The 25,899-nt window shown below is 70.2% G+C and carries 28 protein-coding genes and 1 tRNA gene; 15 read left to right on the forward strand and 14 right to left on the reverse strand.

The window, feature by feature from the left end; all coding sequences use genetic code 11:
• Positions 1–855: 855 nt before the first annotated feature.
• Entirely contained in the window at positions 856–1,335 is a 480-nt protein-coding gene (locus JMJ56_RS20120; RefSeq protein ID WP_202833567.1) for a DUF2171 domain-containing protein, read from the reverse strand.
• A 153-nt stretch (positions 1,336–1,488) separates the two neighbouring features.
• Positions 1,489–2,301, reverse strand: a complete 813-nt coding sequence (locus JMJ56_RS20125; protein ID WP_202833568.1) for a phytanoyl-CoA dioxygenase family protein — start codon at positions 2,299–2,301, stop codon at positions 1,489–1,491.
• A gap of 119 nt (positions 2,302–2,420) precedes the next feature.
• On the opposite strand from JMJ56_RS20125, the gene JMJ56_RS20130 reads away from it, so the two are divergent.
• On the forward strand, positions 2,421–3,389 hold the full coding sequence (locus JMJ56_RS20130; protein ID WP_202833569.1) for a Bug family tripartite tricarboxylate transporter substrate binding protein: 969 nt from the start codon (positions 2,421–2,423) through the stop codon (positions 3,387–3,389).
• Here the strand turns inward: JMJ56_RS20130 and metF are convergent.
• Positions 3,361–4,329 (reverse strand): methylenetetrahydrofolate reductase [NAD(P)H], encoded by a 969-nt coding sequence (metF, locus tag JMJ56_RS20135; RefSeq protein WP_202833570.1) that lies wholly within the window; start codon positions 4,327–4,329, stop codon positions 3,361–3,363. The two genes, JMJ56_RS20130 and metF, sit on opposite strands and share 29 nt — an antisense overlap.
• Positions 4,330–4,683: 354 nt before the next feature.
• Between metF and JMJ56_RS20140 the strand changes: the two genes are divergently transcribed.
• Positions 4,684–5,502 carry an MlaA family lipoprotein gene (locus JMJ56_RS20140; RefSeq protein WP_202833571.1) on the forward strand — a complete coding sequence of 273 codons (819 nt, stop codon included), beginning with the start codon at positions 4,684–4,686 and terminating at the stop codon, positions 5,500–5,502.
• Positions 5,503–5,526: 24 nt separating this feature from the next.
• Entirely contained in the window at positions 5,527–6,165 is a 639-nt protein-coding gene (locus JMJ56_RS20145) for an MlaC/ttg2D family ABC transporter substrate-binding protein (RefSeq protein WP_236038094.1), read from the forward strand.
• A 222-nt stretch (positions 6,166–6,387) separates the two neighbouring features.
• On the opposite strand, the gene JMJ56_RS20150 is transcribed toward JMJ56_RS20145, so the two are convergent.
• A complete protein-coding gene (locus JMJ56_RS20150) occupies positions 6,388–6,939 on the reverse strand; it encodes a GNAT family N-acetyltransferase (RefSeq protein WP_202833573.1) in 552 nt (183 codons plus the stop codon).
• An 8-nt stretch (positions 6,940–6,947) separates the two neighbouring features.
• On the reverse strand, positions 6,948–8,627 hold the full coding sequence (ettA, locus tag JMJ56_RS20155; protein ID WP_202833574.1) for an energy-dependent translational throttle protein EttA: 1,680 nt from the start codon (positions 8,625–8,627) through the stop codon (positions 6,948–6,950).
• A gap of 351 nt (positions 8,628–8,978) precedes the next feature.
• Between ettA and JMJ56_RS20160 the strand changes: the two genes are divergently transcribed.
• Genes JMJ56_RS20160 through JMJ56_RS20175 form a run of 4 tightly spaced genes read left to right on the forward strand, consistent with a single transcriptional unit; the run spans position 8,979 to position 12,647 of the window.
• Positions 8,979–9,551, forward strand: coding sequence for a carboxymuconolactone decarboxylase family protein (locus JMJ56_RS20160; protein WP_236038096.1), 573 nt, complete (start codon positions 8,979–8,981; stop codon positions 9,549–9,551).
• Between the two features lie 44 nt (positions 9,552–9,595).
• Positions 9,596–11,599 carry an FUSC family protein gene (locus JMJ56_RS20165; RefSeq protein WP_202833575.1) on the forward strand — a complete coding sequence of 668 codons (2,004 nt, stop codon included), beginning with the start codon at positions 9,596–9,598 and terminating at the stop codon, positions 11,597–11,599.
• A complete protein-coding gene (locus JMJ56_RS20170; protein ID WP_202833576.1) occupies positions 11,596–11,805 on the forward strand; it encodes a DUF1656 domain-containing protein in 210 nt (69 codons plus the stop codon). Before JMJ56_RS20165 ends, JMJ56_RS20170 begins: the two co-directional genes overlap by 4 nt.
• The gene (locus tag JMJ56_RS20175) at positions 11,802–12,647 is read left to right on the forward strand and encodes an efflux RND transporter periplasmic adaptor subunit (RefSeq protein WP_202833577.1); all 846 of its coding nucleotides are present in this window, start codon (positions 11,802–11,804) and stop codon (positions 12,645–12,647) included. Before JMJ56_RS20170 ends, JMJ56_RS20175 begins: the two co-directional genes overlap by 4 nt.
• 4 nt (positions 12,648–12,651) lie before the next feature.
• Here the strand turns inward: JMJ56_RS20175 and JMJ56_RS20180 are convergent.
• A tRNA-Ile gene (locus JMJ56_RS20180) sits at positions 12,652–12,724 on the reverse strand.
• A gap of 58 nt (positions 12,725–12,782) precedes the next feature.
• Between JMJ56_RS20180 and JMJ56_RS20185 the strand changes: the two genes are divergently transcribed.
• The 3 genes from JMJ56_RS20185 to JMJ56_RS20195 all read left to right on the forward strand — a co-directional run bounded on the left by JMJ56_RS20185 (position 12,783) and on the right by JMJ56_RS20195 (position 15,048).
• Positions 12,783–13,208 carry a CoA-binding protein gene (locus JMJ56_RS20185; RefSeq protein WP_043362215.1) on the forward strand — a complete coding sequence of 142 codons (426 nt, stop codon included), beginning with the start codon at positions 12,783–12,785 and terminating at the stop codon, positions 13,206–13,208.
• Between the two features lie 107 nt (positions 13,209–13,315).
• Complete coding sequence (locus tag JMJ56_RS20190) at positions 13,316–14,143, forward strand: DUF2076 domain-containing protein (protein ID WP_202833578.1); 828 nt, start codon at positions 13,316–13,318, stop codon at positions 14,141–14,143.
• A gap of 35 nt (positions 14,144–14,178) precedes the next feature.
• Positions 14,179–15,048, forward strand: a complete 870-nt coding sequence (locus JMJ56_RS20195; RefSeq protein ID WP_202833579.1) for a LysR family transcriptional regulator — start codon at positions 14,179–14,181, stop codon at positions 15,046–15,048.
• Between the two features lie 33 nt (positions 15,049–15,081).
• Here the strand turns inward: JMJ56_RS20195 and JMJ56_RS20200 are convergent, their stop codons facing one another.
• The 5 genes from JMJ56_RS20200 to JMJ56_RS20220 form a co-directional block, all read right to left on the reverse strand.
• Positions 15,082–15,402 (reverse strand): hypothetical protein, encoded by a 321-nt coding sequence (locus tag JMJ56_RS20200; RefSeq protein ID WP_202833580.1) that lies wholly within the window; start codon positions 15,400–15,402, stop codon positions 15,082–15,084.
• A 60-nt stretch (positions 15,403–15,462) separates the two neighbouring features.
• On the reverse strand, positions 15,463–16,359 hold the full coding sequence (locus tag JMJ56_RS20205; protein ID WP_202833581.1) for a CHASE3 domain-containing protein: 897 nt from the start codon (positions 16,357–16,359) through the stop codon (positions 15,463–15,465).
• Between the two features lie 158 nt (positions 16,360–16,517).
• Positions 16,518–16,916: a DUF350 domain-containing protein gene (locus JMJ56_RS20210; protein ID WP_202833582.1), complete on the reverse strand. Its 399-nt coding sequence runs from the start codon at positions 16,914–16,916 to the stop codon at positions 16,518–16,520.
• Positions 16,913–18,031 carry a glutathionylspermidine synthase family protein gene (locus JMJ56_RS20215; RefSeq protein WP_202833583.1) on the reverse strand — a complete coding sequence of 373 codons (1,119 nt, stop codon included), beginning with the start codon at positions 18,029–18,031 and terminating at the stop codon, positions 16,913–16,915. Before JMJ56_RS20215 ends, JMJ56_RS20210 begins: the two co-directional genes overlap by 4 nt.
• Positions 18,031–18,297 (reverse strand): hypothetical protein, encoded by a 267-nt coding sequence (locus JMJ56_RS20220; RefSeq protein WP_202833584.1) that lies wholly within the window; start codon positions 18,295–18,297, stop codon positions 18,031–18,033. Before JMJ56_RS20220 ends, JMJ56_RS20215 begins: the two co-directional genes overlap by 1 nt.
• A gap of 80 nt (positions 18,298–18,377) precedes the next feature.
• Here JMJ56_RS20220 and JMJ56_RS20225 point away from each other — a divergent pair, with 80 nt between their 5' ends.
• From JMJ56_RS20225 to JMJ56_RS20245, 5 genes are read left to right on the forward strand one after another with little or no spacing between them, the layout of a single operon-like run.
• Positions 18,378–19,613, forward strand: coding sequence for an MFS transporter (locus JMJ56_RS20225; RefSeq protein WP_202833585.1), 1,236 nt, complete (start codon positions 18,378–18,380; stop codon positions 19,611–19,613).
• 9 nt (positions 19,614–19,622) lie between these two features.
• Positions 19,623–20,249 (forward strand): trimeric intracellular cation channel family protein, encoded by a 627-nt coding sequence (locus JMJ56_RS20230; RefSeq protein WP_202833586.1) that lies wholly within the window; start codon positions 19,623–19,625, stop codon positions 20,247–20,249.
• Positions 20,250–20,299: 50 nt separating this feature from the next.
• Positions 20,300–21,262: a Bug family tripartite tricarboxylate transporter substrate binding protein gene (locus JMJ56_RS20235; RefSeq protein WP_202833587.1), complete on the forward strand. Its 963-nt coding sequence runs from the start codon at positions 20,300–20,302 to the stop codon at positions 21,260–21,262.
• A 1-nt stretch (position 21,263) separates the two neighbouring features.
• Positions 21,264–22,229 carry a Bug family tripartite tricarboxylate transporter substrate binding protein gene (locus JMJ56_RS20240; protein WP_202833588.1) on the forward strand — a complete coding sequence of 322 codons (966 nt, stop codon included), beginning with the start codon at positions 21,264–21,266 and terminating at the stop codon, positions 22,227–22,229.
• A gap of 30 nt (positions 22,230–22,259) precedes the next feature.
• Positions 22,260–23,240 (forward strand): Bug family tripartite tricarboxylate transporter substrate binding protein, encoded by a 981-nt coding sequence (locus tag JMJ56_RS20245; protein ID WP_202833589.1) that lies wholly within the window; start codon positions 22,260–22,262, stop codon positions 23,238–23,240.
• A gap of 4 nt (positions 23,241–23,244) precedes the next feature.
• Here the strand turns inward: JMJ56_RS20245 and JMJ56_RS20250 are convergent, their stop codons facing one another.
• From JMJ56_RS20250 to JMJ56_RS20260, 3 genes are read right to left on the reverse strand one after another with little or no spacing between them, the layout of a single operon-like run.
• Positions 23,245–24,141, reverse strand: a complete 897-nt coding sequence (locus JMJ56_RS20250) for a (Fe-S)-binding protein (RefSeq protein WP_268885050.1) — start codon at positions 24,139–24,141, stop codon at positions 23,245–23,247.
• Positions 24,132–24,539 carry a hypothetical protein gene (locus JMJ56_RS20255; protein ID WP_202833591.1) on the reverse strand — a complete coding sequence of 136 codons (408 nt, stop codon included), beginning with the start codon at positions 24,537–24,539 and terminating at the stop codon, positions 24,132–24,134. The genes JMJ56_RS20250 and JMJ56_RS20255 overlap by 10 nt, the downstream gene beginning before the upstream one ends.
• 49 nt (positions 24,540–24,588) lie before the next feature.
• Positions 24,589–25,896, reverse strand: a complete 1,308-nt coding sequence (locus JMJ56_RS20260; RefSeq protein WP_202833592.1) for a dicarboxylate/amino acid:cation symporter — start codon at positions 25,894–25,896, stop codon at positions 24,589–24,591.
• Positions 25,897–25,899 lie beyond the last annotated feature (3 nt).

Raw genomic sequence — 25,899 nt, forward strand, 5'->3', positions numbered from 1 at the left:
TGGTCCACATCCCGCTCATTTGGGCCGGGCCAGAGCCCAAACCACCGCCAATCGCGCATTCTCAAACGGGGTCTAAGCGCGAGCGTTCGGCTCGCACCGTCAGAGCATGTCGCATAGCTCGCAAATCACTCTCTTTATAAAGAATGCGACCTGTGTGCTGCGCTTCTAAGTCGTTGGTACCTTTACGAAGAAAAAGCCATCCATTCGCAGCTTGAATTACGTCAGAAGCAGGAACGTCAACCATTTGCTTAACCGTTCCAGCTATCTTCGACGGTAGCCCGCATGATATAGGTCCAACCTAGCAACATTGGTCCTAGGCCGCCCCAAAGCCAGCCCTTCCCAAGAAGCCATTCTGCGACCCGCAGGTGGCCGGAGGCGTCGCGAACCCAATGCCAACGCCAGAAGATGTCCTCGACTGGGGGCGCGCGGAGCGGTGCGTCAGTAGTCTGCATACCTCCACTATGCGCAACCTGAGCGGGAAATCAAACTAAACTACCAAACCGATATCATTGGCTGTAGCGCGGCCACTGCTGCGTCATGCTCTACAATGTTGGGATGAAGCTCGAAGCCATCCAGTACAAAGACATAGCCTGCTTTTCATACCTCACTGTTCCACGCATTCATAACGGCATCGATGACCTCGAACACGCTGGTCAAGGGCAAGGGATAGGCCTGATCCAGTCATCAAGCTGATGCCCGATGCCAGTGTTGGCGATCCAGCGAGCGTCGACGGCTGGTTCGCAAGGGTCGCCAGCCATCGGTGCTGGTGATTTGCGGCGTCAGCGTGGTTTGCCAAACAAACTTGCCTCCTTCGGTCCCAAATGAACGGGGCCGCCGCCCGGCGGCCCCTTCCGCCTACAAGTCCGGGTCGCCGCGGCCGCTCGGGTCCATGTTCGGGTCATGCGCGATGCCGCCGCCGCTGCCCTGGCTGTAGGAGGCGGTGCCCCCTGTCCCGCCGCCACTCGGCGCCATGGTGCCGCCGCCATGGATGTTGCCGGTGCCGCCACCCTCCATCGGTGAGACGCCGGTGCGGTCCGGCCGGGCGATGCCCGCCTCGTCGGTCGCGACGCTGCCCTCCTCCATGTCCTCGGGTGACTGGCCGCCGACGGCCATGGCGCGGGCCTGGCCGGCCGGCATGGTCAGCCAAACCCGGTCGCCCTCGATCATGCGGATGGCGCCGAGCGGGATGTGATGATGGTGCCGGCCGCTGCCGTCAGGGTCGTCCTGCTTCGTCAGCTTGATCTGGCCGCGCTCCAGCCCGTCCACTGTGCCGACATGCACGCCATCGGCGCCAACCACTTCCATATGCGGACGAATCTCGCCGGATCCCGACATTCCTGCCTCCTCTCGTTGGGACATGATCGCCGGAGGCTGGAACGGCCGGAGGCGTGAATCATGCGACATGACAACAAGCCGGAGCGGGATCGGTGACCCGATGATCGCGGATCCCGCTCCAGGGCAGGAACGGCGGAGCGGCGTGCGGGATGCCTATTCGGCCGCCTGCTTCCAACGCCGGGCGTAATCGGTCAGCGCCTCGGCCGGGACCGGGTCGATCGGGGTGAAGTCGCGATGGGCGATCCAGTCCGGCCGGGTCGGGGTGCGGATGTGGTTCGAGACGGCGTTGAGCGTCAGGTAGACGATCTTCCGCGGGTAGGGAGTGATGTTCGGCGCCGAGCCATGGACGAGGTTGCCGTGGAACATCAGCACGCCGCCCGGCTTGCCGGTCGGGGCGACGATGCCGCCCTCCTGCACCAGCCGGGTCACCATGGCATCGTCGAGGGTCCAGAGCGGGTAGGAGGTGGTGCTGGTGTCGTGCCCGGCCTCCAGCGTGCCATGCGCCTGGCTGCGCGGGATCAGCATGAGGGGGCCGTTGATCGGCATCACCTCATCGAGGAAGACGGCGATGTTCATGGCGCGGGGCTCCGGCATGCCGTCGTCGCGCTTCCAGGTGCCGTAATCCTGGTGCCACTGCCAGACATCGCCGGTGAAGGCGGCCTTCGCGTTGATCTTGAACTGGTGCATGTACAGCCGTTCGCCGAAGATCTGCTCGACCGGGTTGATGAGGCGCGGATGGGCGCCGAGCAGGCGGAAGGCCTCGTTGAAGGTATGGGCGGCGAAGGCGGTGCGCGGGGCGCCCGACTTCTCGCGCCAGATTTCCGGACGGTTCTCGGCATAGATCGCCTCCGCCTCGCGAGCGAGGACGGCGACCTCCTCCGGACTGAAGGTCTCGGGGAGGAAGAGCCAGCCTTCCTCCTCGAATTGGCGGAGTTGTTCCGCATTCAGCGGGCCCTGGTGCTGCATCGCCGTTTCCTCCTGTGGCGTTGCGCGGAGTGTAGGCCCGGCCAGGGCCGGCGCCCAAAGCCTTTCGGGTGGCGGTGCTTGCCGGCAGGATGGGCCGCAACGCCAAGGGAGGTTCCGCCATGCCGCACCGCATCCCCCGTCGCCCGTTGCTGGCGGCGGCGCTCGCCCTGCCGCATCTGGCCCGCGCCGAGGCCTGGCCGACCAGGCCGGTGCGGATCGTCATCTCCTGGCCACCGGGGGGCGGGGCGGACATCCCGATGCGGCTGGCGGCGCCCGCCATGCAGCAGGTGCTCGGCCAGCCGGTCGTGCTGGAGAACCGGGCGGGGGCGAGCGGTTCGGTCGGGGCCGGGGTGGTCGCGCAGGCGGCGCCGGACGGCTATACGGCGCTGGCCGATACCGCGGCCGGAGCGGTGAACAACCTGCTCATCCCAGGCCTGCCCTATGATTTCGCCGCGGCGCTGCTGCCGATCAGCCAGATGGTGAAGTCGCCGCTGATCTGCGTGGTGCGACCCGACCATCCGGCCAAGGACCTCCAGGGGTTGCTGGCGCGGCTGCGCTCGGCGCCGGGGCAGATCCCCTACGCCTCATCCGGCACCGGGACGGCGACGCATCTGGCGCCGGCAATGTTGCTGCGGCAGGCGCGGCTGTCGGCCAACCATGTGTCCTACCGGGGTGGCGCGGCCTCGGTGGCGGGTATCCTGGCGGGGGATGCGGAATTCGTCTTCTCCACCCTGCCCCAGGCAGCACCGCTGGTGATCGACGGCCGGCTGCGCGGCATCGCCGTCAGCACCAAGGAGCGGCTGGTGAACCTGCCGGCGGTTCCGACCGTCGCCGAGCAGGGTTTCCCCGGCTTCGACATCTATGACTGGCTCGGCTTCTACGCGCCGCGGGGGACGCCGGAGCTCGCGGTCAACCGCCTGGCGGAGGCCGCGGCGGCCGGGATGCGGGACCCCGGCGCAGTCAAGCGCCTGGGTGAGATCGGCATGATCCCGGTCGGCAGCGGGCCAAACGAGTTCGGGGCCTTCTTCGCCGATCAGCGGCAGCGGATGGGAGAGCTGATCAGGGCCGAGGGAATCCGGGTGGAATAGGCTCCGGCCGGGCGCCTAGGATATGGGCGATGGCATAGACCAGGTCCGGCCGGTTCAGCGTGTAGAAGTGGAACTCGTCGACGCCGTTGGCCTGGAGCAGGCGGACCTGCTCGGCCGCCATGATGACGGAGACCATCCGCCGCGTCTCCGGGTCCTCGTCCAGCCCCTCGAACAGCCGGCCCATCCAGGTGGGGACGCCAGCCCCGCACATGGCGGAGAATTTCTTCATCTGGTTAAAATTCGAGACCGGCATGATGCCGGGGACGATCGGCAGGGTGATGCCAGCCGCGGCGCAGCGGTCGAGGAAGCGGAGGAAAATTTCGCTGTCGAAGAAATACTGGGTGATCGCCCGGGTCGCCCCGGCATCGATCTTCCGCTTCAGGTTGTCGAGGTCATGGTCGGAGGAGAGGGCCGTGGGATGCGTCTCCGGATAGGCGGCGACGCTGATCTCGAAGGGGGCGATGCGGGTGAGGCCGGCCACTAGGTCAGCGGCATAGGCATAGCCCTCCGGATGCGGCTCGTAGCGCTCGGCACCGGCTGGCGCGTCGCCGCGGAGGGCGACGATGTGGCGCACCCCGGCATCCCAGTAGCCGCGCGCCACCTCGTCCACCTCGGCCCGCGAGGCACCGACGCAGGTGAGATGGGCGGCCGGGGTGAGGCTGGTTTCCTTTACGATCCGCGCCACGGTCGCATGGGTGCGGGCCTGGGTGGTGCCGCCCGCACCATAGGTGACCGAGACGAAGCAGGGCCGCAGCGGCTCCAGCCGGCGGATGCAGGACCAGAGCTGGGCCTCCAGCGCATCGGTCTTCGGCGGGAAGAATTCGAAGGAGAGTTTCGGCGGCGGCAATTCCGCGAAGTTCGGCAGGCCGCCGAAACGGGGGCCGGTGAGCCAGCGTTGCAGGGTTCCCTGCGGCGGAACTTCGGGAAGGGCATGGTCCATGGCGGAGTATCTGCCCATTGACGCCCACCTCCGCAAGCGTCACGCAAGGAAACAGTTTGCAGCGTTACCGGTTACAGCGGATCGATGTTATACGCATTCCGGAGCGACCTTCGCGCGGCCAGGCCAGCGGGGATCACTCCGGATTGTTGTAAGAACGGGCAAATTCTCCCCTCCCGGGTGATTCCGCTCGTCTGAGATTTGTTCTAGCTAGTTGTTTTGTCGCATGATTTGCGTCTCACGCGATCATGCTCCAGCGGTGGGCCTATCGGCACGGCATGGGGATGCATGGCATCCTGCCGATGAATCCCTACCTTCTCCGCAACCATGCCAAGACCGATGAGGGCAACCGGACCGATGCGTCAGCCAACCAGACTTCGCCTCCCCCGGGCTGCCCTCGCCGCCCCGCTCCTGGCGGCCGTGCTGCTCGCTGGCTGCGCGACGCGCCCACCGGCCTCCGACCCCGATGCGGTGGCCGAGTACCGGCAAAACAACGACCCGGCGGAGCCGGCCAACCGGCGGCTTTTCGCCGTCCATCAGGCGATCGACCAGTATGCGCTGCGGCCGGTGGCGGTCGGCTACCGCGCCGTGGTGCCGCAGCCGGTGCGGACGGGCGTCCGCAACGTGCTCGGCAACCTGCGGACGCCGGTGATCCTCGCCAACGACATGCTGCAAGGTGAGTCGCGCCGTGCGGGCGACACGCTCGGGCGCTTCGTCATCAACTCGACGCTCGGCGTGGCCGGCATCTTCGACGTCGCCGAGAGCTGGTTCGGCGTGCGGGGCCATGCCGAGGATTATGGGCAGACCCTGGCGCGCTGGGGCGTCGGCGAGGGGCCCTTCCTGTTCATCCCCGTCATCGGCCCCTCCAACCCGCGTGACCTGCTGGGCTTCGGCCTCGGCATCGTCTCCGACCCGCTGAGCTGGTTCGGCCAGGGCGCCGTGGTGGATGCTCTGGTCTATGGCCGCGCCGGCGTGACCGTGGTCGATACCCGCGAGAGCCTGATCAACACGATCGACGACGTGAACCGCACCTCACTCGACCCTTACACCACCTTGCGCAGCGCCTACCGCCAGCGCCGCGCCGCGGAGATCAGCAATGCAGGAGAGATTGCGCCTGCAGCGGCAACCAGTACGGGATTCGGCGTTGGCACCGGCATGGATCAGCAGCGCAGGTAAGGCCGATCCGGGAGACAGATGACCATGCATGACCTCGACCGCCGCGCCCTTCTTGGCACGGCCCTCTTCCTCACCACGGCGGGCTTCATCAGGCCGGCGCTGGCCCAGGCGGATATCGGCCGCGCCGCCAACTTCATCCAGACCACGGGCCAGGAGCTGGTGGCGGCGATCAACGACCAGACCCGCGACCTGCCGGCGCGGCGGCAGCGTGTGGCCGCCGTCCTGCGCCGCGCCGTCGAAGTGGAGCGCGTCGGCCGTTTCATCCTCGGCCGCTGGTGGAACCAGGCCTCGCCGCAGGAGCAGCAGGAATACCTGAAGCTCTTCGAGGAAACGCTCATTCGCAACCTGTCTGCCCGCTTCGGCGAATACCAGGGCGTGCGCTTCTCGCTCGGCCGGACGCAGCAGCGGACGGAGGACGACGTGCTGGTCAACACCGTCATCGAGCGGCCGAACACCGCCCCCTTCTCGCTCGACTGGCGCGTCGCCGATGTCGGCGGGCAGCCGAAGGTCGTCGACGTGATCGCCGAGGGGACCTCGTTGCGGCTGACCCAGCGGAGCGAGTATTCCAGCGTGATCCAGCGCAACAACGGATCGGTCGCGGCGCTGCTGACGGCGATGCGCGGGCAGATCCAGCAGTTGGCGCAGCGCGAGCAGGCGCGTTAGGGCAAACTTCCGATCAGATGGAGTCATGGATCGAGTAACTTGCTCAAACCAAACAGTAATTTAGAGCGGGCTCCGTGAGCCAGTGCGAGCGGCAACCGCTCTAGGGCGGTTTCCCTCTTTCACCGACTCGCGGACGCGCCCTGCCTTGTCGTCCGACGGGGCGAGCACCCCCGGTCAGGCGAAGCCACCTGATCGGGTCTGGCTCCAGTGCCCGACTATCCGTCAGCGAGGCGGTGGCTGGGCCGACCCGGTTTGACAGCTTTCGTAGACGATCATGTGGCGCCCGCGATAATCGAAGGCGTCGCACTCCGTCATCCCGATATCCGTCAGGACATGGCGGGAGGGATGGTTCTGCTCCCAGGCGACGGCGATGATGCGGGCAAGGCCGGCGCGGTGGCCGAATTCGAGCCCGGCCTTCGCCGCCTCCCGCGCATAGCCATGGCCGCGGCATTCCGGCCAGAGGGCGAAGCGCAGCGCGATGCCGCGGCCGTCGGGGCGCTCCATCAGTCCGGAGATACCGAGGAACTCGCCGCTCTCGGTATGGAAGACGCACCAGGTGCCGTAACCGCGCTGGGCCCAGAAGGCCATGTCGTCTTCGAGTTCCGCCCGGGCCATCTCCACCGTGCGGACACCGTGCAGCATCAGCTCGAAGACGCGCGGGTCACCTTTCAACCGAATGAGGTCCGGCAGGTTCTCCCTGCCCGGCGGCGCGAGGGTCAGCCGCGCCGTGCGGACCAGCCGTGCCGGCAAGGGCACGGGATGCGCATGGCCCATGCCCTGCCCTACCGGGTCAGGGGGCGGTACTTGATCCGGTGCGGCTGGTCGGCCGCGGCGCCGAGGCGGCGTCGCTTGTCGGCCTCATAGGCCTGGAAGTTGCCCTCGAACCACTCGACATGGCTGTCGCCCTCGAAGGCGAGGATGTGGGTCGCCAGGCGGTCCAGGAACCAGCGGTCATGACTGATGATGACGGCGCAGCCGGCGAAATCGGCCAGCGCCTCCTCCAGCGCGCGGAGCGTGTCGACGTCGAGGTCGTTGGTCGGCTCGTCGAGCAGCAGCACGTTGTGCGCCGTCTTCAGCATCTTTGCCAGGTGGACGCGGTTGCGCTCGCCGCCCGAGAGCACGCCGACCGGCTTCTGCTGGTCGCCGCCCTTGAAGTTGAAGGCGGCGCAGTAGGCCCGGCTCGGCACCGAGCGCTTGCCCATGACGATCTGGTCCTGGCCGCCGGAGATCTCCTGCCAAACGGTCTTCTTGTCGTCGAGGCTGTCGCGGCTCTGGTCGACATAGCCGAGCTGGACGCTCTCGCCGACCGTCATGGTGCCGCTGTCGGGCTTGTCGACGCCGGTGATCATCTTGAACAGCGTGGTCTTGCCGGCGCCGTTCGGGCCGATGACGCCGACGATGCCGCCCGGCGGCAGCTTGAAGGAGAGGTCGTCGATCAGCAGCCGGTTGCCGAAGCCCTTGCGGATGGCGTCCGCCACGATGACGGTGTTGCCGAGGCGCGGGGCGGGCGGGATCTGGATCTCGGTCGGGTCGGGGGCACGGTCCTGGCTGCGGAGCAGCAACTCCTCATAGGCCTGGATGCGGGCCTTTGACTTCGCCTGGCGGGCGGAGGGGCTGCGGCCGATCCATTCCTGCTCCTCGGCGAGCTGGCGCTGGCGGGTGCTCTCCTCCTTCTCCTCCTGGGCGAGGCGCTTGCGCTTCTGCTCGAGATAGGCGGAGTAGTTGCCCTGGTAGGGAATGCCCCGGCCGCGATCGACCTCCAGAATCCAGTTGGTGACGTTGTCGAGGAAGTAGCGGTCGTGGGTGACGATCAGCACGGCGCCGGTATAGTCGCGCAGCGTCTTCTCGAGCCAGGAGACGCTCTCGGCATCGAGGTGGTTGGTCGGCTCGTCGAGCAGGAGCATCTCGGGCTTCTCGAGCAGCAGCCGGCAGAGGGCGACGCGGCGGCGCTCGCCACCCGAGAGGGTGGTCACCGGGCTGTCGGCCGGCGGGCAGCGCAGGGCGTCGAGCGCGATCTCGACGGTGCGGTCGATCTCCCAGCCGCCGCCGGCGTCGATCTTCTCCTGCAGGTCGGCCTGCTCGGCCAGCAGGTCGTTCATCTTGTCGTCCGACATCTCCTCGCCGAACGCGAGCGAGATCTCGTTGAAGCGGTCGAGATGCGCCTTCATCTCCTTGAAGGCGAGCATGACGTTCTCGCCCACCGTCAGGTCGGGCTCGAGATGCGGCTCCTGCGACAGGTAGCCGACGCGCACGCCCTCGGCCGCCCAGGCCTCGCCGCCATACTCCTTGTCCTGCCCGGCCATGATGCGCATCAGCGTCGACTTGCCGGCGCCGTTCGGGCCGAGCACGCCGATCTTCACATCTGGCAGGAAGGACAGGGTGATGCCTTTGAAGACCTCGCGTCCGCCCGGATAGGACTTGGTCAGGTCTTTCATCACATAGGCGTACTGGTAGGAGGCCATGGGCATCGGTCCTGCGGGGGCGTTTGGTCGTGGTTCTAGCGCCGGGGGCGGCCCAGGGAAAGCGGCGAGGGCTGCCGCGGGGCCTTGCGGCGCAGCCGTAATGGCATCCGAACGTCATTCCGCCGTGCAGGCCGCGCCATGGCTCCCGGTTTCCCAGCCAACGAGACCTGTGGAGGGCATCGGATGGATGAGGCAGCGACCGCGGCGGTGCCGGTACCGCGCGGCAGGTCCCGTAGTGAGCACGAGGCACCTGCGGGCGGGTGGGCAGGCGCCCATCCGCCTGCCATGAATGGTCGGCCGCGCGGCCCGCTGCCCGGGCCGCGCCGGCGCTGCAGCCACAAGGATTCCGCCATGCGCCTCCCCCTGATGAAGCCCGATACGCTGACCGAGGAGCAGAAGCCGCTCTATGCCGACATGCGGGCCGGCATCGAAAAGAATTTCAAGGGCTTCGCCACCATCGACGGCGACGGCGCCCTGCTCGGCCCGTGGAACCCCTGGCTGCACGAGCCGCAATTCGGTGGGCCGATCTGGGAACTGACCAAGGCGCTTTCCTTCTCCACCAGCCTGCCGAAGCCGGTGCGGGAGATCGCCATCCTCGTCACCGGGGCGCATTTCCACTCGGCCTACGAGATTTATGCGCATGTCATCGCCGCCGAACAGCGCGGCCTCGCCGACGACACGCTGGCGACCATCGTCGCCGGACAACGACCGGGGGACCTGCCGCGCGACCAGGCGATTGCCTATGACATCGCCTCTGCCCTGGTGAACGGTGGGGTGCTGCCGGCGCTGAGCTACAAGCAGGCGGTCGAGGCATTCGGCCAGCACGGGGCGGCGGAGCTGATCTACCTGGTCGGGCTCTATTGCATGGTCTCGGTGACGCTGAACGGCTTCGACGTGCCGGTGCCGGAGGCGGAGCGGCGCTGAACCGCCCCACCCACGCCGCGTTGCCGGCCTGGCGGCGCGGGGGGATGGCTTTGGAGCAATGGCTGCCTGGGCGGCGGGAGTGGCTGTACTCGCTCGTCACCTCCGCCGCAGCGGCCCTTGCGCTCTTCATCGCCTTCGGCACCGGGCTGGAGCGGCCCTACTGGGCGGCGACCACCGTCTACGTGACGGCGCAGCCCTCGGCCGGGGCGCTGCGGGCCAAGGGGATCTGGCGGCTCGGCGGGACCTTCGCCGGAGCCGCCTTCGCGGTGCTGACGGTGCCGAACCTGGTCAACGCGCCGCCGCTGCTGGTGCTCGCCATGGCGCTTTGGGTGGGGGCCTGCCTCGCCGCAGCGCTGCTCGATGCGACGCCGCGCAGCTATGGCTTCATGCTGGCGGGCTACACGGCGGCCATCATCGGCTTCCCGGCGGTGGACGCGCCGGATGCGATCTTCACCACCGCGCTCCTCCGGGTGGAGGAGATCGGGCTCGGCATCGCCTGCGCCTGGGCACTGCATGCGCTGCTGCTGCCGAGCCCGGCAACGCCGCGGCTGCTGCGGCAGCTGGAGGCCTGGACGGCGGCGGTCGCGCGCCTTGCCGCCGATGCCTTGCGCGGAGAGCTGCCGAGCCTGGCCGAGGACCGGCGACGGCTGGCAATCGACGGGACGGCACTCGACGTGCTGTTCCAGCAGGCGCGGTACGAGGATGGCGGGCGCGCGGCGCTGCGCTGGCTGCCGGTGCTGCGGGGCGAGGCGCGGCGGATGCCGGTGCTGGCGAGCTCGGCGGCGGATCGCGTGGCGGGGCTGCGGGCGGCCGATCCGGCCGGACTCGCCCGCGCCGAGCCGCTGCTGCGGGAGGTGGCGGCGGCGATCGGGGCGCGGATCGCCGAGGCGGAGCGGCGCTCGCTCGACGAGCGGCTCGCCGCGGCGGAGCGGGAGGCGGCGGCGCAAGGCGGCTGGCCGGGCCTGCTGCGCGAGGGGCTGCTCGCCCGGCTGCGGGAGCTGCTGGCGACCTGGGTGGCCTGCCAGGCCCATGCGGCGCGCATCGCCTCGAGGCATGCGGGGCGGGTGCCGGCGGTGCCGGCCGGGCTGCCGGGCCATGCCGACCCGCTGCTGATCGGGCTGTCGGGCCTCGCCGCGGCGCTCGCCGTGATCCTCTGTTGCGCCTTCTGGATCTTCGCTGGCTGGCCGGGCGGGGCGACGGCGGCGATGATGGCGGCGGTGGGCACCAGCCTCTTCGCCCAGCTCGACGACCCCGCGCCGGCCATCCTGCGCTTCATGGAGGGCACCTTGGTCGCGGTGGCCATGGCGGGCTTCATGCTCTTCGCCGTGCTGCCGATGGTGGACGGCTTCGTGCCGCTGCTGCTGGTGCTGGGCGCGCTCTACCTGCCGGTCGGCGCGCTGCTGGCCATGCCCGCCCTGCAGCTGCGGATGGCGCCCGTCGCCATCAACGGCTTCGCGCTGCTTGCCCTGCAGTCGACCTATGGGGCGGAGTTCGACAGCTTCCTCGAGGGCGGGATCGCCATGATGCTCGGCTTCGGCGTGGCGCTGACGGTGACGCGCCTCGTGCGCGGGGCGGGCGTCGCCTGGCGGGTGGAGCGGCTGGTGGAGGCCGATCGGCGCGACCTGGTGCGGCTGGCCGAGGGGCGGCAGCCAGCCGACCTACGCCGCATCGCGGCCGCCATGCTCGACCGGTTCGAGGCGCTCTCGGCCCGGTTTGGCGCGGCGGACGCGGCGGCGATGGGCCGGCGCGAGCTCGCTGAACTGCGCGCCGCCTTCAACTTGCTGCGGCTGCGTGCGGCGGAACCGGTGCTGGAGGCGGCGGACCAAGGGGCGGTGAAGGCGGCGATCGCGGCGACGGCGGGGCTGATCCGCGGCAGCGTGCCGCCAGAGGCGGCGCTGGCGCGGATCGATGCGGCGCTGCTCGCCACCCTCCATCCGGGCAATGCGCCGGCACGGGCGGCGGCGCTGGCGCTCAGCGGACTGCGCATGGCGCTGTTCCCGGAGGCGCCGCCGCCGGTGCTGCCGGGGTCGGTGGCGCTGGCGGCATGATCGCGGAGCTCGACATCCTCGGCGTCTTCATCCCGGCGCTGCTCGCCTGGGTGCTGCTGGCGCTGCTGCTGGCGGCGCTGGTCCGGAGCGGGCTGCGGCGGGCCGGCCTGTACCGGCATGTCTGGCACGCGCCGCTCTTCGATGCGGCGCTCTTCCTCATTCTGCTCGGCGGGATCGTCGTGCTGGCCCATGGGATCGGTTCATGAAGCGCCTTGCCCTGACCCTGCTCGCCGTCGCGCTCGCCGGCCTCGTCGGCTGGCAGCTCTGGGATTACTACATCCTCGCTCCCTGGACGCGGGACGGGCGGGTGCGGGCGGATGTGGTCGGCGTCGCGCCGGATGTCTCCGGGCTCGTCGCCGCTGTCGCAGTGCAGGACAACCAGGTGGTGGAGCGGGGAGCGCTGCTCTTCGAGATCGACCGGGCGCGCTTCGAGCTGGCGGTGCAGCAGGCGGATGCGGCGGCGCAGTTGCGCTGGGAGGCGTTGCAGCAGTCGCAGCGGGATGCCCGGCGGGTGACGCGGCTCGATCAGAGCGTGGTCTCGGTCCAGACGCAGGAGCGGGCGGTCTCGGACGCCAACCAGGCGGCGGCGGCCTATGCCCAGGCAATCGCCGAGCGGGACCTGGCGCGACTCAACCTGGAGCGATCGCGGGTCATGGCGCCGGTCAGCGGAACGGTGGCCAACCTGGAGCTGCGGCCGGGGGACTACGTCACGGCGGGGCGCGCGGTGCTGGCGCTGGTGGACCGGGACACCATCCGCATCGAGGGCTATTTCGAGGAGACCAAGCTGCCCCGCATCGCCCCCGGCGCCCCGGCCCGGGTGCGGCTGATGGGGGAGCGGGCGGACATCCGCGGCCATGTCGGCAGCATCGCCGGGGGCATCGAGGACCGCGATCGTGCGGCCGGGCCCAGCCTCCTGGCCAACGTCAACCCGACCTTCAGCTGGGTGCGGCTGGCCCAGCGGGTGCCGGTGCGGATCGCCATCGACAGCGTGCCGCAGGGGGTTCGGCTGTTGCCGGGACGGACGGCCACTGTGAGTATCGGCGAATGAGCGATGGGCCCGGCAGGACTCGAACCTGCAACCAAACCGTTATGAGCGGTCCGCTCTGACCATTGAGCTACAGGCCCTCGCCCGTGCAGGAATGCCGGGCGGCGCGGCGGAAGGCAAGCATCGGAGGCGAGGTCCATGAGCGATGACGAGATCCGCGACATCCTTCTGACCACGAGGCGCATCGCCGTGGTCGGCGCCTCGGCGCGGCCGGAGCGGCCGAGCTACGGCGTCGCCGGCTTCCTGGTCGGGCGCGGCTATGCGGTGACGCCGGTCAATCCCGGCCTCGCCGGCGGGGTGCTGCACGGCGCGGCGGTCGCGCCGAGCCTCGACGCGGCCGGGCCGCTCGACATGGTCGATGTCTTCCGCCGCAGCGAGGAGGCGGGGGCGGTGGTGGACGAGGCGATCCGCCTCGGCGCCCGCAGCGTCTGGTTGCAACTCGGCGTGCGGGATGACGCAGCCGGGGAGCGGGCGCGGGCGGCCGGGCTGCGCTTCGTGCAGGATCGCTGCCCGGTGATCGAATGGCGGCGGCTTGGCCTGCCGGGGCGCATCGACGCCGCTTGAAACGGTTCGGGTGCCGGACCACTTCGCCGGCTATGGCACCGATGGCCGGACCAGCCCGGCAACAGGGCGGCGGCCGCCGGGAACGGGGCCAGGGAGACACGAGGACCATGAACGACGAGGAACGCCGGATCATCAGCCAGTTCGTGGAGCGGATCGCGGGCGCATCGCCCGCCGCGCCCGCGCCGGGGCCATGGGGCGGCAGCAGCGTGCCGGCGACCCAGTCGCGCCCGCCCCTGCCGCCGGTCGACCGTGAGGCGGATTCGCTGATCAGCGACCTCTTCGCCCGCTATCCGGAGGCGCGCTACCGCATCACCCAGACCGCCTTCGTGCAAGAGGCGGCGCTGGTGGAAGCGCAGAACCGCATCCGCCAGCTGGAATGGGAGGTGCAGAATGCCCGCACCCAGGCCCAGGCGGCGCAGCAGCCGCGCAGCGGCGGGCTGTTCGGCGGCATGTTCGGCAGCGGCGGTGCCAACCGGCAGTCGCCGCAGATGCCTCCTCCCCCGCAGCCGGTCTATCCGCCGGGCTACAATCCCGGAATGCTGCAGCCGCAGCGCGGTGGCTCCGGCTTCCTCGGCACGGCGCTGACCACGGCGGCGGGCGTGGCAGGCGGCATGGTGGTCGGCAACATGCTGATGAACGCCTTCTCCGGCAGCCATGGGTCGGCGGCGGCGGCCACCGCGTCCGACGCGACCGGGGGCGGTGCCTTCGGGCAGGAAGCGGTGCCGGCCTCCTCGCCCTGGACCGATCCGGGTACGGCGGCGGCCGACCAGGGCTGGGGCGGCGATGGCGGCCAGAAGAGCGATTGGGGCGGCGGCGGCCAGGATTATGCCTCCACCCAGGACGCGACCGGCGGCGGCTACGACACGGATACGAGCAACTACGACACCGGCGGCGGCATGGATGATGCCGGCGGCGGCTATGACGAAGAGGTCTGATTGAAGCGGCGCATGGGCTGAGGGAAGCTCCGCCCATGCGCATCCCCGATCTCGATCTCGACCTGCTCCGCTGCTTCGTCGCCGTGGTGGAGCGAGGGGGCTTCACCGCGGCGGGGGCGGCGCTCGGCCTCACCCAATCGGCCGTCAGCCTGAAGGTGAAGCGGCTGGAGGAGGTGGTGCAGCGCCGCATCCTGGAACGTACCAGCCGCAGCGTCGTGCTCACGCGCGATGGCGAGACTCTGCTGGCCTATGCGCGACGCATCCTGGCGCTCAATGACGAGGCGGTGCGGCGGATGGTGGCGCCGCCGGTGGCCGGGCGGCTGCGGCTCGGCGTCGCCGATCATTTCGTACCGCGCAACTTGGCGCCGCTGCTGGCGCGCTTCGCCCGGACCTATCCCGAGGTCGCGTTGGAAGTGGAGGTCGGCCGCAGCCATGAGCTGCGGGCGGCGCAGGAGCGGGGCGCGCTCGACCTCGTGCTCGGGAAGCGGCGGGATGGCGAGACGGAGGGACGGCCGATCTGGACCGAGGCCGTGGTCTGGGTCGCGGCGCCCGACTGGGCGGCGCCCGCCGGCCGGCCCCTGCCGCTCGCCATGCTGCCGCCTGGCTGCATGTTCCGCGACCGGGCGCTGGCGGCGCTGGCACGGGCGGGAATGGCCTTCGAGGTGGTCTATGTCTCGGCCAGCCTCCTCGGCGTGGCGGCGGCGGCGCAGGCGGGCTTCGCGTTGAGCGTGCTGGGCCGCAGCGGGATGCCGCCCGGCCTGGTGGAGGTGCCGGGGCTGCCGGCGCTGGGGACGGCGGAGATGTGCGTCTTCGGCGATGCGGCCGGGCAGAACCCGCTGGCGGAGCCGCTGATGCGATTCATCCGCGAGAGCCTGGAAGGGCCGGGGATGGCGGCTGCGGCCTGAGGCGGGCCGCCATCCCCGGTTCTTCCGCCGAGGTCAGGCAGCCTTGACTCCGGCGAGGAAGGGGCCGACGCCGGCGCTCAGCCGCTCGGAGTTGCGGGACAATTCGCCGGCGGCCTTCAGCACCTCGCCCGCCGAAGTGCTGGTTTCGGCGGTGATGTCGCTGACGGCGCCGATGTTGCGGGTGACCTCCTCGGTGCCCTGGGCAGCGTGCTGGACGTTCTGCGCGATCTCGCCGGTGGCCGCGCCCTGCTCCTCGACCGCGGCGGCGATGGCGGAGGAGATCTCGCTCACCTCCGCGATGCGCTGCTGGATGGCGCGGATGGCGGTCACCGCCTCGGCCGTCGCCGACTGCACGGCCGTGACCCGGCACCGAGATCGCCTCCGTCGCCTTGGCCGTCTGGTTGGCGAGGCTCTTCACCTCGAGGCCAAGACGGCGAAGCCCTTGCCGGCCTCGCCGGCACGAGCCGCTTCGATCGTCGCGTTCAGCGCCAACAGGTTGGACTTGCTGGCGATGTCGGTGATGAGCTGCATGACATCGCCGACCCGCTGGGCGCCCTCGGCGAGGCTGTGGACGACCTCGTCCGTGCGCCGGGTCTCCGTCACCGCCAGGCCGGCGACCTTGGAGGATTCCGCGGCCTGACGGGTGATCTCGCTGACCGATGTGGCGAGTTCCTCCGCGGCGGCGACGGTGCCGACATTCTCGCGGGCCCACTCCGCAGCGCGGGCCACGTCGCCCGCCTGCCCGTTGGCCTGGGCGGCGCTGGCCGACATCGCCTCCGCCGTGGCGCGAACACGGTCCATGACCACCTTGCCGGCGCCGCCCTCCTCCAGCTGCTGTGCCTGCGAGCGGGAGGCGTTGTCGCCCCTGGCCATCAGCGCCAGCAGGCGGCCGGCATGGTCCTCCGTCCAGTTGCGGGCGGCCTGATCGAGCTCGTTGAGGCGGGCCTGCTGCACCGGGTTGTCGGCGGTGAGCCGGCAGACCTTTGAAAGAGCAAGCCGAAAGCTGTCCTGGCCGGATCTGTAGGGTTCGGGGAAGGCCTGGCTCCCGTTCAGGAGGTGGCGGCGCAGCCCGGTCTCCTGATCGACCATGGCCGCCATCGCCTGATTCGTCCCGCCGATGACTTGGTGGGTATGGTTGATCCAGGTCGCCGAAGATCGGATTCCGTTGAAGCCGAACCAGGCACCGCCGGCCGACGCGGCCGAGACCATGACGACGACCGAGAGGGTCAGGGCCAGCCTGAGGCCGATGCTCAGGCCCTTGGTACCCGAGCCGGAGAATCCGGTCCGGTCTGCGGCGGTGGTCCTGGGCACCGGCAGGCTTCCTTCGGCGGCTCGGCTTCTGCGCAATGCGGTCCACGGACCCGTACTTCGATGCGACCCTGTACCTGCCGGGGTTAAAACAGGCTTATGCCCTGGCACTGAAGTGGTTCCGACAGACACCAGTTCGTGGGGGAGCGTAGAAGGCCGGGTTAGGGCACCATCGCCGCCGCGTTGAGCAGGCCAACAGCCACGGCGACCGAGGCCTTCAGGGCCGCCGTGGCCATCTCGCCGCGCTCGATCGCCGCGCGCCATTCCGGCAGCAGCCATGAGGTCGCCAGGAAGGCGCCGAGCTGGGCAAGCAGGGCCACGACGGCCCAGACCACCGCATCCAGCAGGTTTGCCGAATGCGAGACGGCCGAGGAGATGGCGAGCGCCGCGCCGATCACCGAGCCACCGAGCGCCACGGCCGCGGGCAGGTTGCCGGCACGGACGAGTGCCACCTCGTCATGCGGCGTCAGCCTGGTGAAGACCAGGAAGGCGGCGCCAAGCAGCGCCAGCCCGGCCAGGAAATGCGCGAGGAAGGCCGGCAGCGCGGCGAGGCTGGTCATGCGGGGCTCTCCGGCCGGAACCAGTGGGGGACGAAGCGGCTGCTGTCGCGGGTGATGGGCGTCGCATCCTCGCGGATGCCGAGGCCGGCCGGTGCGCCGGCGACGACCCAGCTGCCGAGCACGGGGTAGCGGCCGGCGAAGCAGGGCAGCTCGGCATAGCGCTGCCAGACCCGCGGCTGGTCGGCATAGGCACCGGGTGTGGCACCGCCGGGCGCATCGATGTTGGCGCCCTCACGGCCCCAGAAGGGCTTGGCAATCTCCGGGCCGCCGCAGCGGCCGGGCTCCAGATGGGCGGGCAGCAGGTTGGGATGGTCGGGGAAGAGCGCCCAGAGCAGGGCGAGGAAGGCTTTGCTGGCCGGCATCAGCCGCCAGGCGGGCTCGATCCAGCGGGTTGGGGCGCGGGGGATATGGGTGCCGAAATCCTCGGCCAGCAGCCAGTCCCAGGGGTAGAGCTTGAAGATCGCCTCGATCGGCTGCTCCTCGGTGTCGCGGAAGCGGCGGCCGTCCCAGCCGATTTCGTCCATGGTCAGCGCCGGAGCGGCGAGGCCGGCCTGGATCGCGGTGTCGCGCAGGTAGTCGAGCGTGCCGCGGTCCTCGATCGAGTCCTTCGCGCAGGCGAAATGCACCCGGGCCGGCAGGCCGAGCCGCGGCCAGGCGGCGATCAGCGCCTCATGCAGGCTGTTGAACTGGTCGAGGGCGGGGTCGGTGCATTGCAGCCATTCCCATTGGACAACCGAGGCTTCGAACAGGGCGGTCGGGGTATCGGCATTGTATTCGAGCAGCTTCGGCGGGCCGGTGTCGTCCCAGCGGAGGTCCATGCGGCCGTAGAGGCTCGGCTCGCCACGCAGCCAGGAGCGTTTGGCGAGCGTCCAGGCCGCATCCGACAGGCCGAGGGCGCGGCCGGTATCCTCCCGCACCACATGCGCGCAGGCGAGGCGGGTGAGGCGCTCGAGCTCGGCGGTCGCTGCCTCCAGCGTGTCGATCTCGGCGGCGGTGAAGGCGTAGCAGACGGTCTCGTCCCAATAGGGCTCGCCCTCGATCTCGGCGAAGGCGAAGCCCATGCGGCGGGCGCGCTCCAGCCGGTCCGGGCGGGGGGATTGCGCGAGGCGCTGCATCAGCCGCCCCCGCTGAAATGGCTGGCCGAGCTGCCGAAGCCACCGCGGGCGCTGGCCGTGGTGGCCGAGCTGCCGCCACGCGAGGACGAAGAGGTGGAGGACGAGGAATGGCCGCCGCTTCGCGAGCTGCGGCACAGTTCCTCGGCATTGGGCAGGCCCTGCGCGCGGGCCTCGCGGCACTGCTCCGAGGTGTTGTCGCACTGGCTGAAGCCGAAGGCGATGCCTCCGCCCAGCAGGACGAGGCCAATCCCGGTTGCACGCCGCATGACGGAAGGCTAACCCGGACTGGCCGGACACTGCCAGCGCCGGCCGGAACGGCGCGGCGACACTTGATCGGGGCCTGCTCATGACCCGCCTGCCTGAACCCGAAGCCGGCACCGCCGGCGGCCGAGACATGCGCATCGTCGCGCTGATCGGCACCGGGCATTTCCTGTCGCATTTCTACATGCTCTGCCTGCCGCCGCTCTTCCTGCAATGGCGGGAGGAATTCGGCGTTTCCTACGCCATGCTCGGCCTGTCGGTGGCGCTGATGAGCGGGACGACGGCCGTGTTGCAGACGCCGGTCGGCTTTTGGGTGGATCGCTGGGGGGCGCGGCCCTTCCTCATTGGCGGGACGCTGCTGATGGCGCTCTCCGTCTCCGCCATGGCCTTCGCGCCGGCCTTCTGGATGATCCTGCCGCTGGCCGTGCTGTCGGGCATCGGCAACAGCGTCATCCATCCGGCGGACTACGCCATCCTGACGGGCAGCGTGAACAAGTCCTTCATGGGCCGGGCCTTCGCGCTGCACACCTTCACCGGAAACCTTGGCTTCGCCCTCGCGCCCCCGGTCATCGCCCTGCTTCTTGGGGTGATGGATTGGCGGGGGGCGCTGCTGACCGTAGGCCTGCTCGGCGTGCCGGTGGTGGTGGCGATCCTTCTGCAGAGCGGCGTGCTACGCGATCAGGCGAAGCCCGCCAAGGCGGAGGCATCGCTCTCCAGCCGCGAGGTGCTGCTGTCGCGGCCGATGCTGCTGTTCTTCGCCTTCTTCCTGCTCTCCTCCATGGCCGGCTCCGGCGTGCAGGCCTGGCTGGTGACGGTGCTCGGCAAGCTCTGGGGGACGCCGGTGCTCGTCGCCTCCGGGGCGCTCACCGGCTACATGGTGGGTGCGACCTGCGGCACGCTGGTCGGCGGCTGGATCGCCGACACGTCGAAGCGCAACCTGCTCGGCATGGTGACGGTGCTGACCCTCTCCGCCATGGCGCTGCTGCTATCGCTCGGCGTCGTGCCCATGCCGGAGGCGCTGCTGCCGGTCGTCGCCGTGGTGGCGGGGCTGGCGCTCGGCACCTCGCGCACCCCGCGCGACGTGATGCTGAAGGATGCCTGCCCGCCAGGGCAGGTCGGCAAGGTCTTCGGCTTCGTCTCGGCCGGGTTGCCGCTGGGCTCTGCCATCACGCCGGTGCCGATGGGGATGCTGATCGACTTCGGCTACCCGGGGCTGGTGCTGCCGGTGGTCGCCGGGCTGCTCGGCCTCTCGCTGCTCTGCGCGAGCAGCGCGAGGGGGAGCGCGGCTGCGGCGCGGGCCGAGGTGGTGCCGGCGGAATAGACGCGCGCCGTGATTGGCTTCGAGACCCTGTTGCGCTGGCTGGACCTGGCCGGCATCGCGGTCTTCGCCGCTTCGGGGGCGCTGGTCGCCTCGCGCAAGCAGTTGGACCTAGTGGGTTTCATGCTCATCGCCGCCGTCACCGGCTTCGGCGGCGGCACGGTGCGGGACCTACTGATGGGCCGCACCCCGGTCTTCTGGCTGCGCGACCCGGCGCTGCTCGCGGTCGCCAGCGCCGTCGGCGTGCTGGTCTTCTTCACGGCGCACCGGATCGAGAACCGCTTCCGCGCCCTGCTCTGGGCGGATGCGGTGGGCCTCGCGCTCTACGCCGTACTCGGGGCGGAGATCGCGCTGGTCGGCGGCGTCGCTCCTTGGGCGGCGGTGCTGCTCGGCGTCGCCACGGCGACATTCGGCGGCGTGCTGCGGGACGTGGTCTGCAACGAGATCCCGCTGCTGCTGCGCAAGGAGGTCTATGCGCTGGCCGCGCTCGCCGGCGCCGCGGCCTTCGTGCTGCTGCGGATGCACGGCATCTGGCGGGACACGGCGCTGCTAGCCGGCATGGCGCTCTGCCTCGCCATCCGCGCCGCGGCCATCGCCCGCGGGTGGTCGCTGCCGGCCTATGCGGCGCGGCGGGATTGAAGCGGCGGCGAAGCTCGGCCACTCTGCCTCCAAAAGATGGAGGGACCGCCATGTATCGCCGGAAGCTGCCCGCACTCGGGGCTGCGCTGCTCGCCGCGCCTGCGCTGGCGCAGGGCGCCTATCCGGACCGGCCGATCCGCTTCATCGTCCCTTTCCCCGCCGGCGGGGCGACCGATATCTGGTCGCGCCTGACCGCCGAGTCGATGGGCGCCGATCTCGGCCAGCCCATCGTCATTGAGAATCGCAGCGGCGCGGGCGGCATGCTCGGTGCCGAGTACGTGGCGAAGGGGCCAACGGATGGCTATACGCTGCTCTTCACCATCAGCCCGCTGATCCAGTCGCCGGTGGTGTTCCGCCGCTGGCCCTACCAGCCCCTCGAGGATTTCGCGCCGATCGGCAAGATGGGCACGACGCCCCTGCCCTTCTGCATCCGGCCGGAGATCCCGGCGACGACGCTCGCCGAATTCGTCGCCTATGCGCGCGGCAAGGATCTCTCCTTCGGCTCTTACGCCACCGGCTCCTCGGGGCATGCCTTCGCCCAGCTCTTCTCCGATGTGGAGAAGCTCGGCATGACACATATCGCCTATCGCGGCGAGGCGCCGATGCTGACCGACATTCTCGGCGGGCGCATCCAGTGCGGCTTCCACAGCATGACGGCGGCGGGGGACTATATCCGCTCGGGCCGGTTGCGGCCGTTGGCGACGCTCGGGCGGCGGCGCATCCCCTCCATGCCGGACCTGCCGAGCTTCATCGACCTCGGCTATCCGGAGGCCTTCGGCAATTCCGGCTTCATCGGCCTCTTCGCGCCCGTGCGCGTGGCGCCGCCGATCCTGGCGCGGTTGGCGGAGAGCTTCGCCGGGGCGATGCGGAACGAGGCCGTGCTGCGCCGGCTGCTGGAGATCGACACCATCCCCGGCTATCTGCCGCCGGCCGAGTTCAAGGCGGAGATGACGATGCAGTTGCGGCAATGGACGGAGCTGGCGACGTCGATGAACCTCAGCGTGGATGGCTGAGATGATCCATAGGCGCACCCTGGCCGGCCTGCTGGCCCTGCCCGCCATCGCCCATGCGCAGGGCGGCTATCCCGACCGGCCGATCCGCTTCCTCGTCCCCTTCCCGCCCGGTGGCGGCACCGATACCTGGGCGCGGATCGCAGCCGAGGGGATGCAGGCCGAGCTCGGCCAGCCCGTCGTCATCGAGAATCGCGGCGGCGGCGGCGGGTTGATCGGCACCGAGGTTGCGGCCAAGGCGCCGGCGGATGGCTATACGCTGCTCTTCACCATCACCACCCATGTGCAGACGCCGGTGGTGATGCGGCGCTTTCCCTACGACCCGGTCGCGGATTTCGCGCCGATCGGGCGGCTCGGCACCACCTCCATCCTGTTTTGCGTCGGGTCGAAGGTGCCGGCCGAGGTCAGGACCATGGCGCAGTTCACCGACTGGGGGCGCGGGCGGGATCTCTCCTTCGGCTCCTATGCGCCGGGCAGCACCGGCCATGCCTTCGCCCTGATGCTGGCGGAGGAGGCGAAGCTCGAGATGACGCATGTCTCCTATCGCGGCGAGACGCCGATGCTGCAGGACATGCTGGGCGGCAACATCCATGGTGGCTTCCACAGCATGGCGGCGGCCGGCGAGATGATGAAGGCCGGGCGCATCCGGGCCCTTGCCGCGAGCGGCGACCGCCGCGTCCCCTCCATGCCGGATGTGCCGAACCTGAAGGAGCTGGGCTTCTCCAGCCGCTTCAGCTTCAGCGGCTTCTCCGGCCTGCTGGCGCCGGCGCGGACGCCGCAGCCGGTGCTCGACCGGCTGGTCGAAGCCTTCCGGCTGGCCGCCATGAAGCCCGAGACGCATCAGCGGCTGCTGGCGATCGACACCATCCCGAGCTACCAGGACCCGGCCACCTTCCGGGCTCAGATCGCGCGCAACCTGCGGGAATGGACAGAGATCGCCGAGCGGCTGAACCTCAGCATCGAGGGCTGAGGCTTTGAGACGATCCCAAGGGAGGAGGCCATGACGGTGCGTATGGGACGGCGTGGAGTGCTCGGGGGGCTGGCCGCGGCGCTGGCCGGCAGTGCAACGGCGCAGGAAGCCTGGCCGGCGCGGCCGGTGCGCATCATCGTACCCTTCCCAGCAGGCGGCACGACCGACCTGCTGGCGCGGCTCTATGCCCAGCGCCTGACGGAGACGCTCGGGCAATCCGTCGTGGTCGAGAACCGTGGCGGCGGCGGCGGCTCGATCGGGGCGGATGTGGTGGCGAAGGCCGCGCCCGATGGCCACACGCTGCTGTTCCACAACCTAACCTTCTGCACGACGACGGCGGCGCTGGAATTCGCCGGCCGCGCGCCGCACCGGATCGAGCAGGATTTCGCGCCGGTCTCGATGGGCGCCAACGTGCCGATGATGTTGCTGGTGAACCCGTCGGTGCCGGCGCGCGACCTGCGCGAGTTCGTCGCGGTGGCGAAGGAGCGTGGCAATCTGTTCTACGGCTCCACCGGGCCGGGCAGCACCATCAACCTGGTGGGCGAGGTGCTGAAGCGCGACGCCGGCATCCGCATGGACCACATCCCCTTCCGGGGCGCGGCGCCGCTGGTGCAGGACCTGCTGGCGGGACGAATTCAGTTCGGCGGCGACCAGCTGTCCTCCTCGCTGGCGAATATCCGGGCCGGGGTGCTGCGCCCGGTCGCCACCCTCGCCGCCCAGCGCGCCAGCGCATTGCCGGAGGTGCCGACGGCGCGCGAGCAGGGCTATCCGAGCATCGAGCTGCTGGGCTGGAACGGGTTCTTCGCCCCGGCCGGCACGCCGGCGCCGATCCTGGCGCGGCTGCAGCAGGAGGTCGCGGCCGCCGCGCGGCATCCGGAGGTAGCGCGCCGCATCGCCGACCTGGGGGCGGAGCCGGGCGGCAATTCGGCCGAGGAATTCGGTGCCGCCGTGCGGGCCCAGCTGGCCCAGGTCCGACCGCTCGTGGCGGAGCTGCGGATGCAGGTGGAGTAGCGGCTCAGATCGCGGGCGGCTTGCGCAGCTCCGGCTCCACCAGCCGGGTGAAGGGCACCTCGCCGGCGGCATCGACCAACGCCTCGCCGAGGGCGGCGCGTGGGTCGGCGGCATTGCGCATCGCCTTGTAGCCGTCCTCCGCCTCCCAGCCGGCGCTCCAGGCGAGGAGGTGGACCCAGTTCACCACCCGGACCGGGTGGTTCTGCTCCAGCGCCACGCATTCTCGGTGGCAGGAATGGAAGATGGTGCAGAGCGTGTCGGCGCCCGTCTCCGCCATGGCGGCGAGCGTCGCGCGCTGGGCATCGGCCAGCGCGCCGGGGACGGCGGCGAGGGAGGAGCACATGTGGCCCGGCACGCGGCACCGGTGCTCGACCAGATCGAGGCCGGGGACGAGGCGAAGCAGGTCCGGCACCAGATCGTTCACCGGCACGCGGCCGTCGAAGCCGAGATGGGCATGCAGCAGCACCCGCGCCGGGATGGGGCGCTTGAGCAACGGGCGGAGCGCCTCGCGCCGGGCGTGGAGCACTTCCGTCACGTGGACGGTTTCGAAATTCGTGGGCGTCACCGGGGCCATGCTGTCCTGCATGTTCATGTGGCAGGACGGGCACCAGGTGACGACGGTGCCGCGGCCCGTCGCGTTGAAGGCCTCGATGGTGCGGCGGGCCATGCCCTCGTTGATGCGGGCATTGGCATCCTTCGGGCTGCCGCAGCAGGAGGCGGGGCCGCCGCGCGGCGCGGCCTCAACGCCGACGGCTTCCAGCAGGCGCGAAGTGGCGCGGATGACCTCGCCATGGCGGGTCATGTTGCAGCCATACCAGAAGATGGCCCGCTCGGCCGTCCGATGACCGGAGGGCGCAGCCCGAAGGCCTGAATCGGCCGGTCCGGGATTGCCTACAGCCATTCGCGCTGCTCCTTCTCGGTGAGGGTGACGCGGGCGAAGGCCTTCACCTTGGGCGAGAATTGCGTGTCCTCCTTCACCGCGATCAGCGGCCCGTCGCCCAGCGCGCCCTTGGCCCGCCAAGTGGCGAGGCGGAGCATGAAGGCAGGGTCGATCCCTTCGCGGCAGGCGGGGGTGCAGACGCCGCTACGGGTGCAGGCGGCGATCCAGGCGCGGGCCGCGGGGGTGCCTGGGCCGGCGAGGAGCACGTCGCGCAGGCCGGCGGCGACGGCGGCGGGCCCGGCCTCCGCGACGCCCGGCGCATAGGGCGTCATCGGGCAGGCGCTGACGCAGTCGCCGCAGGCGGTGCAGAGCGCGGCGAGGCGGGCGCTCTCAGCGCGGATATGATCGGCGAGGCTCATGCAGGGCACCTCCGGGCAGAGCCTCGCCCGGCGCGCCGCCGCCTGCAAGCTATTCCGCCGGCGCGCGGATCGGCGCCGCATCCTCCAGCGCATGGGTGTTCGGCCCGCGCGCCAGCTCGGCGGCAAGGCGGGTGGAGTCCAGCTCGCCCTCCCAGCGGCTGACGGCGACGCAGGCGACGCCGTTGCCTATCAGGTTGGTGAGGGCGCGGCACTCGCTCATGAACTTGTCGATGCCGACGAGCACCGCCAACGCCGTGATCGGAATGTCGGGGATGACGGAGAGCGTCGCCGCCAGCGTCACGAAGCCGGCGCCGGTCACACCCGAGGCGCCTTTCGAGGTCAGCATGGCGACCAGCAGGATGGTGAGCTCCTGCCCGAGCGTCAGCGGCGTGTTCGTCGCATAGGCGAGGAACATCGTCGCCAGCGTCATGTAGATATTGGTGCCGTCGAGGTTGAAGCTGTAGCCGAGCGGCACGGTGAGCCCCACCACATTGGGCGAGCAGCCGAGGCGCCGGAGCTTCTGCATGATCTGAGGCAGCACGCTCTCGCTGCTGGACGTGCCGAGGACGATCAGCAGCTCCTCACGGATATAGGCGACGAAGCGGATGATGGAGAAGCCGCAGAAGCAGGCGATGCTGCCGAGCACCACCAGCACGAAGAGGATGGAGGTGAGGTAGAAGGTCGCCACCAGCTCCCCGAGGCGGATCAGCGAGCCGAAGCCATAGGCGCCGATGGTGAAGGCCATGGCGCCGAAGGCCCCGACGGGCGCCGCCCGCACCACGATCTTGACCACGCCGAAGAAGATGGCGCTGAGGCTGTCGACGGCATGGCTCGCAGCATCCCGCGCGCGCTCGGGCAGGGCGTTGATGGCGAAGCCGGTCAGCACGGCGAGGAACAGCACCTGCAGCAGGTCGCCGCCGGCGAAGGCGCCGATGAAGGTGTCCGGGATGATGTGCATGAAGTGGTCGGCCACGCTGTCGGCCTGCGCGCGCTGCGCGTAGCCCTGCACCGCCTTCGCATCGAGCTGGCTCGGGTCGATGTTGAAGCCCGAGCCGGTCTGGAAGACCTTGGCGACGATCAGCCCGATGGCGAGGGCGAAGGTGGAGACCACCTCGAAGTAGACGAGCGCCTTGATGCCGACGCGGCCGATGCGCCCGGCGTCCTTCACGCTGGCGATGCCGTGGACCACGGTGAGGAAGACGACCGGGGCGATCACCATCTTGATCAGCTTGATGAAGCCGTCGCCGAGCGGCTTCAGCGCCGCGCCGGTCTCGGGCCAGATCGCGCCGAGGGTGACGCCGAGGACGATGGCAACCAGCACCTGGACATAAAGCAGGGAGAGCCAGCGCTTCGCCATCTT

Origin of the sequence: Belnapia arida, from assembly GCF_016773205.1 — a bacterium.
Taxonomy (GTDB): Bacteria; Pseudomonadota; Alphaproteobacteria; order Acetobacterales; family Acetobacteraceae; genus Belnapia; species Belnapia arida.

Bases quoted from the DNA above. Each gene is read 5' to 3' on its own strand.
- JMJ56_RS20190 (WP_202833578.1), top strand. From the start codon at position 13,316: ATGAACGACGAGGAACGCCGGATCATCAGCCAGTTCGTGGAGCGGATC.
- JMJ56_RS20240 (WP_202833588.1), top strand. From the start codon at position 21,264: ATGATCCATAGGCGCACCCTGGCCGGCCTGCTGGCCCTGCCCGCCATC.
- JMJ56_RS20250 (WP_268885050.1), bottom strand. From the start codon at position 24,141: ATGGCTGTAGGCAATCCCGGACCGGCCGATTCAGGCCTTCGGGCTGCG.
- JMJ56_RS20175 (WP_202833577.1), top strand. From the start codon at position 11,802: ATGAAGCGCCTTGCCCTGACCCTGCTCGCCGTCGCGCTCGCCGGCCTC.
- JMJ56_RS20185 (WP_043362215.1), top strand. From the start codon at position 12,783: ATGAGCGATGACGAGATCCGCGACATCCTTCTGACCACGAGGCGCATC.
- JMJ56_RS20150 (WP_202833573.1), bottom strand. From the start codon at position 6,939: ATGGGCCATGCGCATCCCGTGCCCTTGCCGGCACGGCTGGTCCGCACG.
- JMJ56_RS20160 (WP_236038096.1), top strand. From the start codon at position 8,979: ATGCGCCTCCCCCTGATGAAGCCCGATACGCTGACCGAGGAGCAGAAG.
- JMJ56_RS20245 (WP_202833589.1), top strand. From the start codon at position 22,260: ATGACGGTGCGTATGGGACGGCGTGGAGTGCTCGGGGGGCTGGCCGCG.
- JMJ56_RS20195 (WP_202833579.1), top strand. From the start codon at position 14,179: ATGCGCATCCCCGATCTCGATCTCGACCTGCTCCGCTGCTTCGTCGCC.
- JMJ56_RS20125 (WP_202833568.1), bottom strand. From the start codon at position 2,301: ATGCAGCACCAGGGCCCGCTGAATGCGGAACAACTCCGCCAATTCGAG.
- JMJ56_RS20170 (WP_202833576.1), top strand. From the start codon at position 11,596: ATGATCGCGGAGCTCGACATCCTCGGCGTCTTCATCCCGGCGCTGCTC.
- JMJ56_RS20260 (WP_202833592.1), bottom strand. From the start codon at position 25,896: ATGGCGAAGCGCTGGCTCTCCCTGCTTTATGTCCAGGTGCTGGTTGCC.
- JMJ56_RS20165 (WP_202833575.1), top strand. From the start codon at position 9,596: ATGGCTTTGGAGCAATGGCTGCCTGGGCGGCGGGAGTGGCTGTACTCG.
- JMJ56_RS20215 (WP_202833583.1), bottom strand. From the start codon at position 18,031: ATGCAGCGCCTCGCGCAATCCCCCCGCCCGGACCGGCTGGAGCGCGCC.
- JMJ56_RS20120 (WP_202833567.1), bottom strand. From the start codon at position 1,335: ATGTCGGGATCCGGCGAGATTCGTCCGCATATGGAAGTGGTTGGCGCC.
- JMJ56_RS20130 (WP_202833569.1), top strand. From the start codon at position 2,421: ATGCCGCACCGCATCCCCCGTCGCCCGTTGCTGGCGGCGGCGCTCGCC.
- JMJ56_RS20140 (WP_202833571.1), top strand. From the start codon at position 4,684: ATGCGTCAGCCAACCAGACTTCGCCTCCCCCGGGCTGCCCTCGCCGCC.
- JMJ56_RS20235 (WP_202833587.1), top strand. From the start codon at position 20,300: ATGTATCGCCGGAAGCTGCCCGCACTCGGGGCTGCGCTGCTCGCCGCG.
- JMJ56_RS20220 (WP_202833584.1), bottom strand. From the start codon at position 18,297: ATGCGGCGTGCAACCGGGATTGGCCTCGTCCTGCTGGGCGGAGGCATC.
- JMJ56_RS20225 (WP_202833585.1), top strand. From the start codon at position 18,378: ATGACCCGCCTGCCTGAACCCGAAGCCGGCACCGCCGGCGGCCGAGAC.
- JMJ56_RS20145 (WP_236038094.1), top strand. From the start codon at position 5,527: ATGCATGACCTCGACCGCCGCGCCCTTCTTGGCACGGCCCTCTTCCTC.
- ettA (WP_202833574.1), bottom strand. From the start codon at position 8,627: ATGGCCTCCTACCAGTACGCCTATGTGATGAAAGACCTGACCAAGTCC.
- metF (WP_202833570.1), bottom strand. From the start codon at position 4,329: ATGGACCATGCCCTTCCCGAAGTTCCGCCGCAGGGAACCCTGCAACGC.
- JMJ56_RS20255 (WP_202833591.1), bottom strand. From the start codon at position 24,539: ATGAGCCTCGCCGATCATATCCGCGCTGAGAGCGCCCGCCTCGCCGCG.
- JMJ56_RS20210 (WP_202833582.1), bottom strand. From the start codon at position 16,916: ATGACCAGCCTCGCCGCGCTGCCGGCCTTCCTCGCGCATTTCCTGGCC.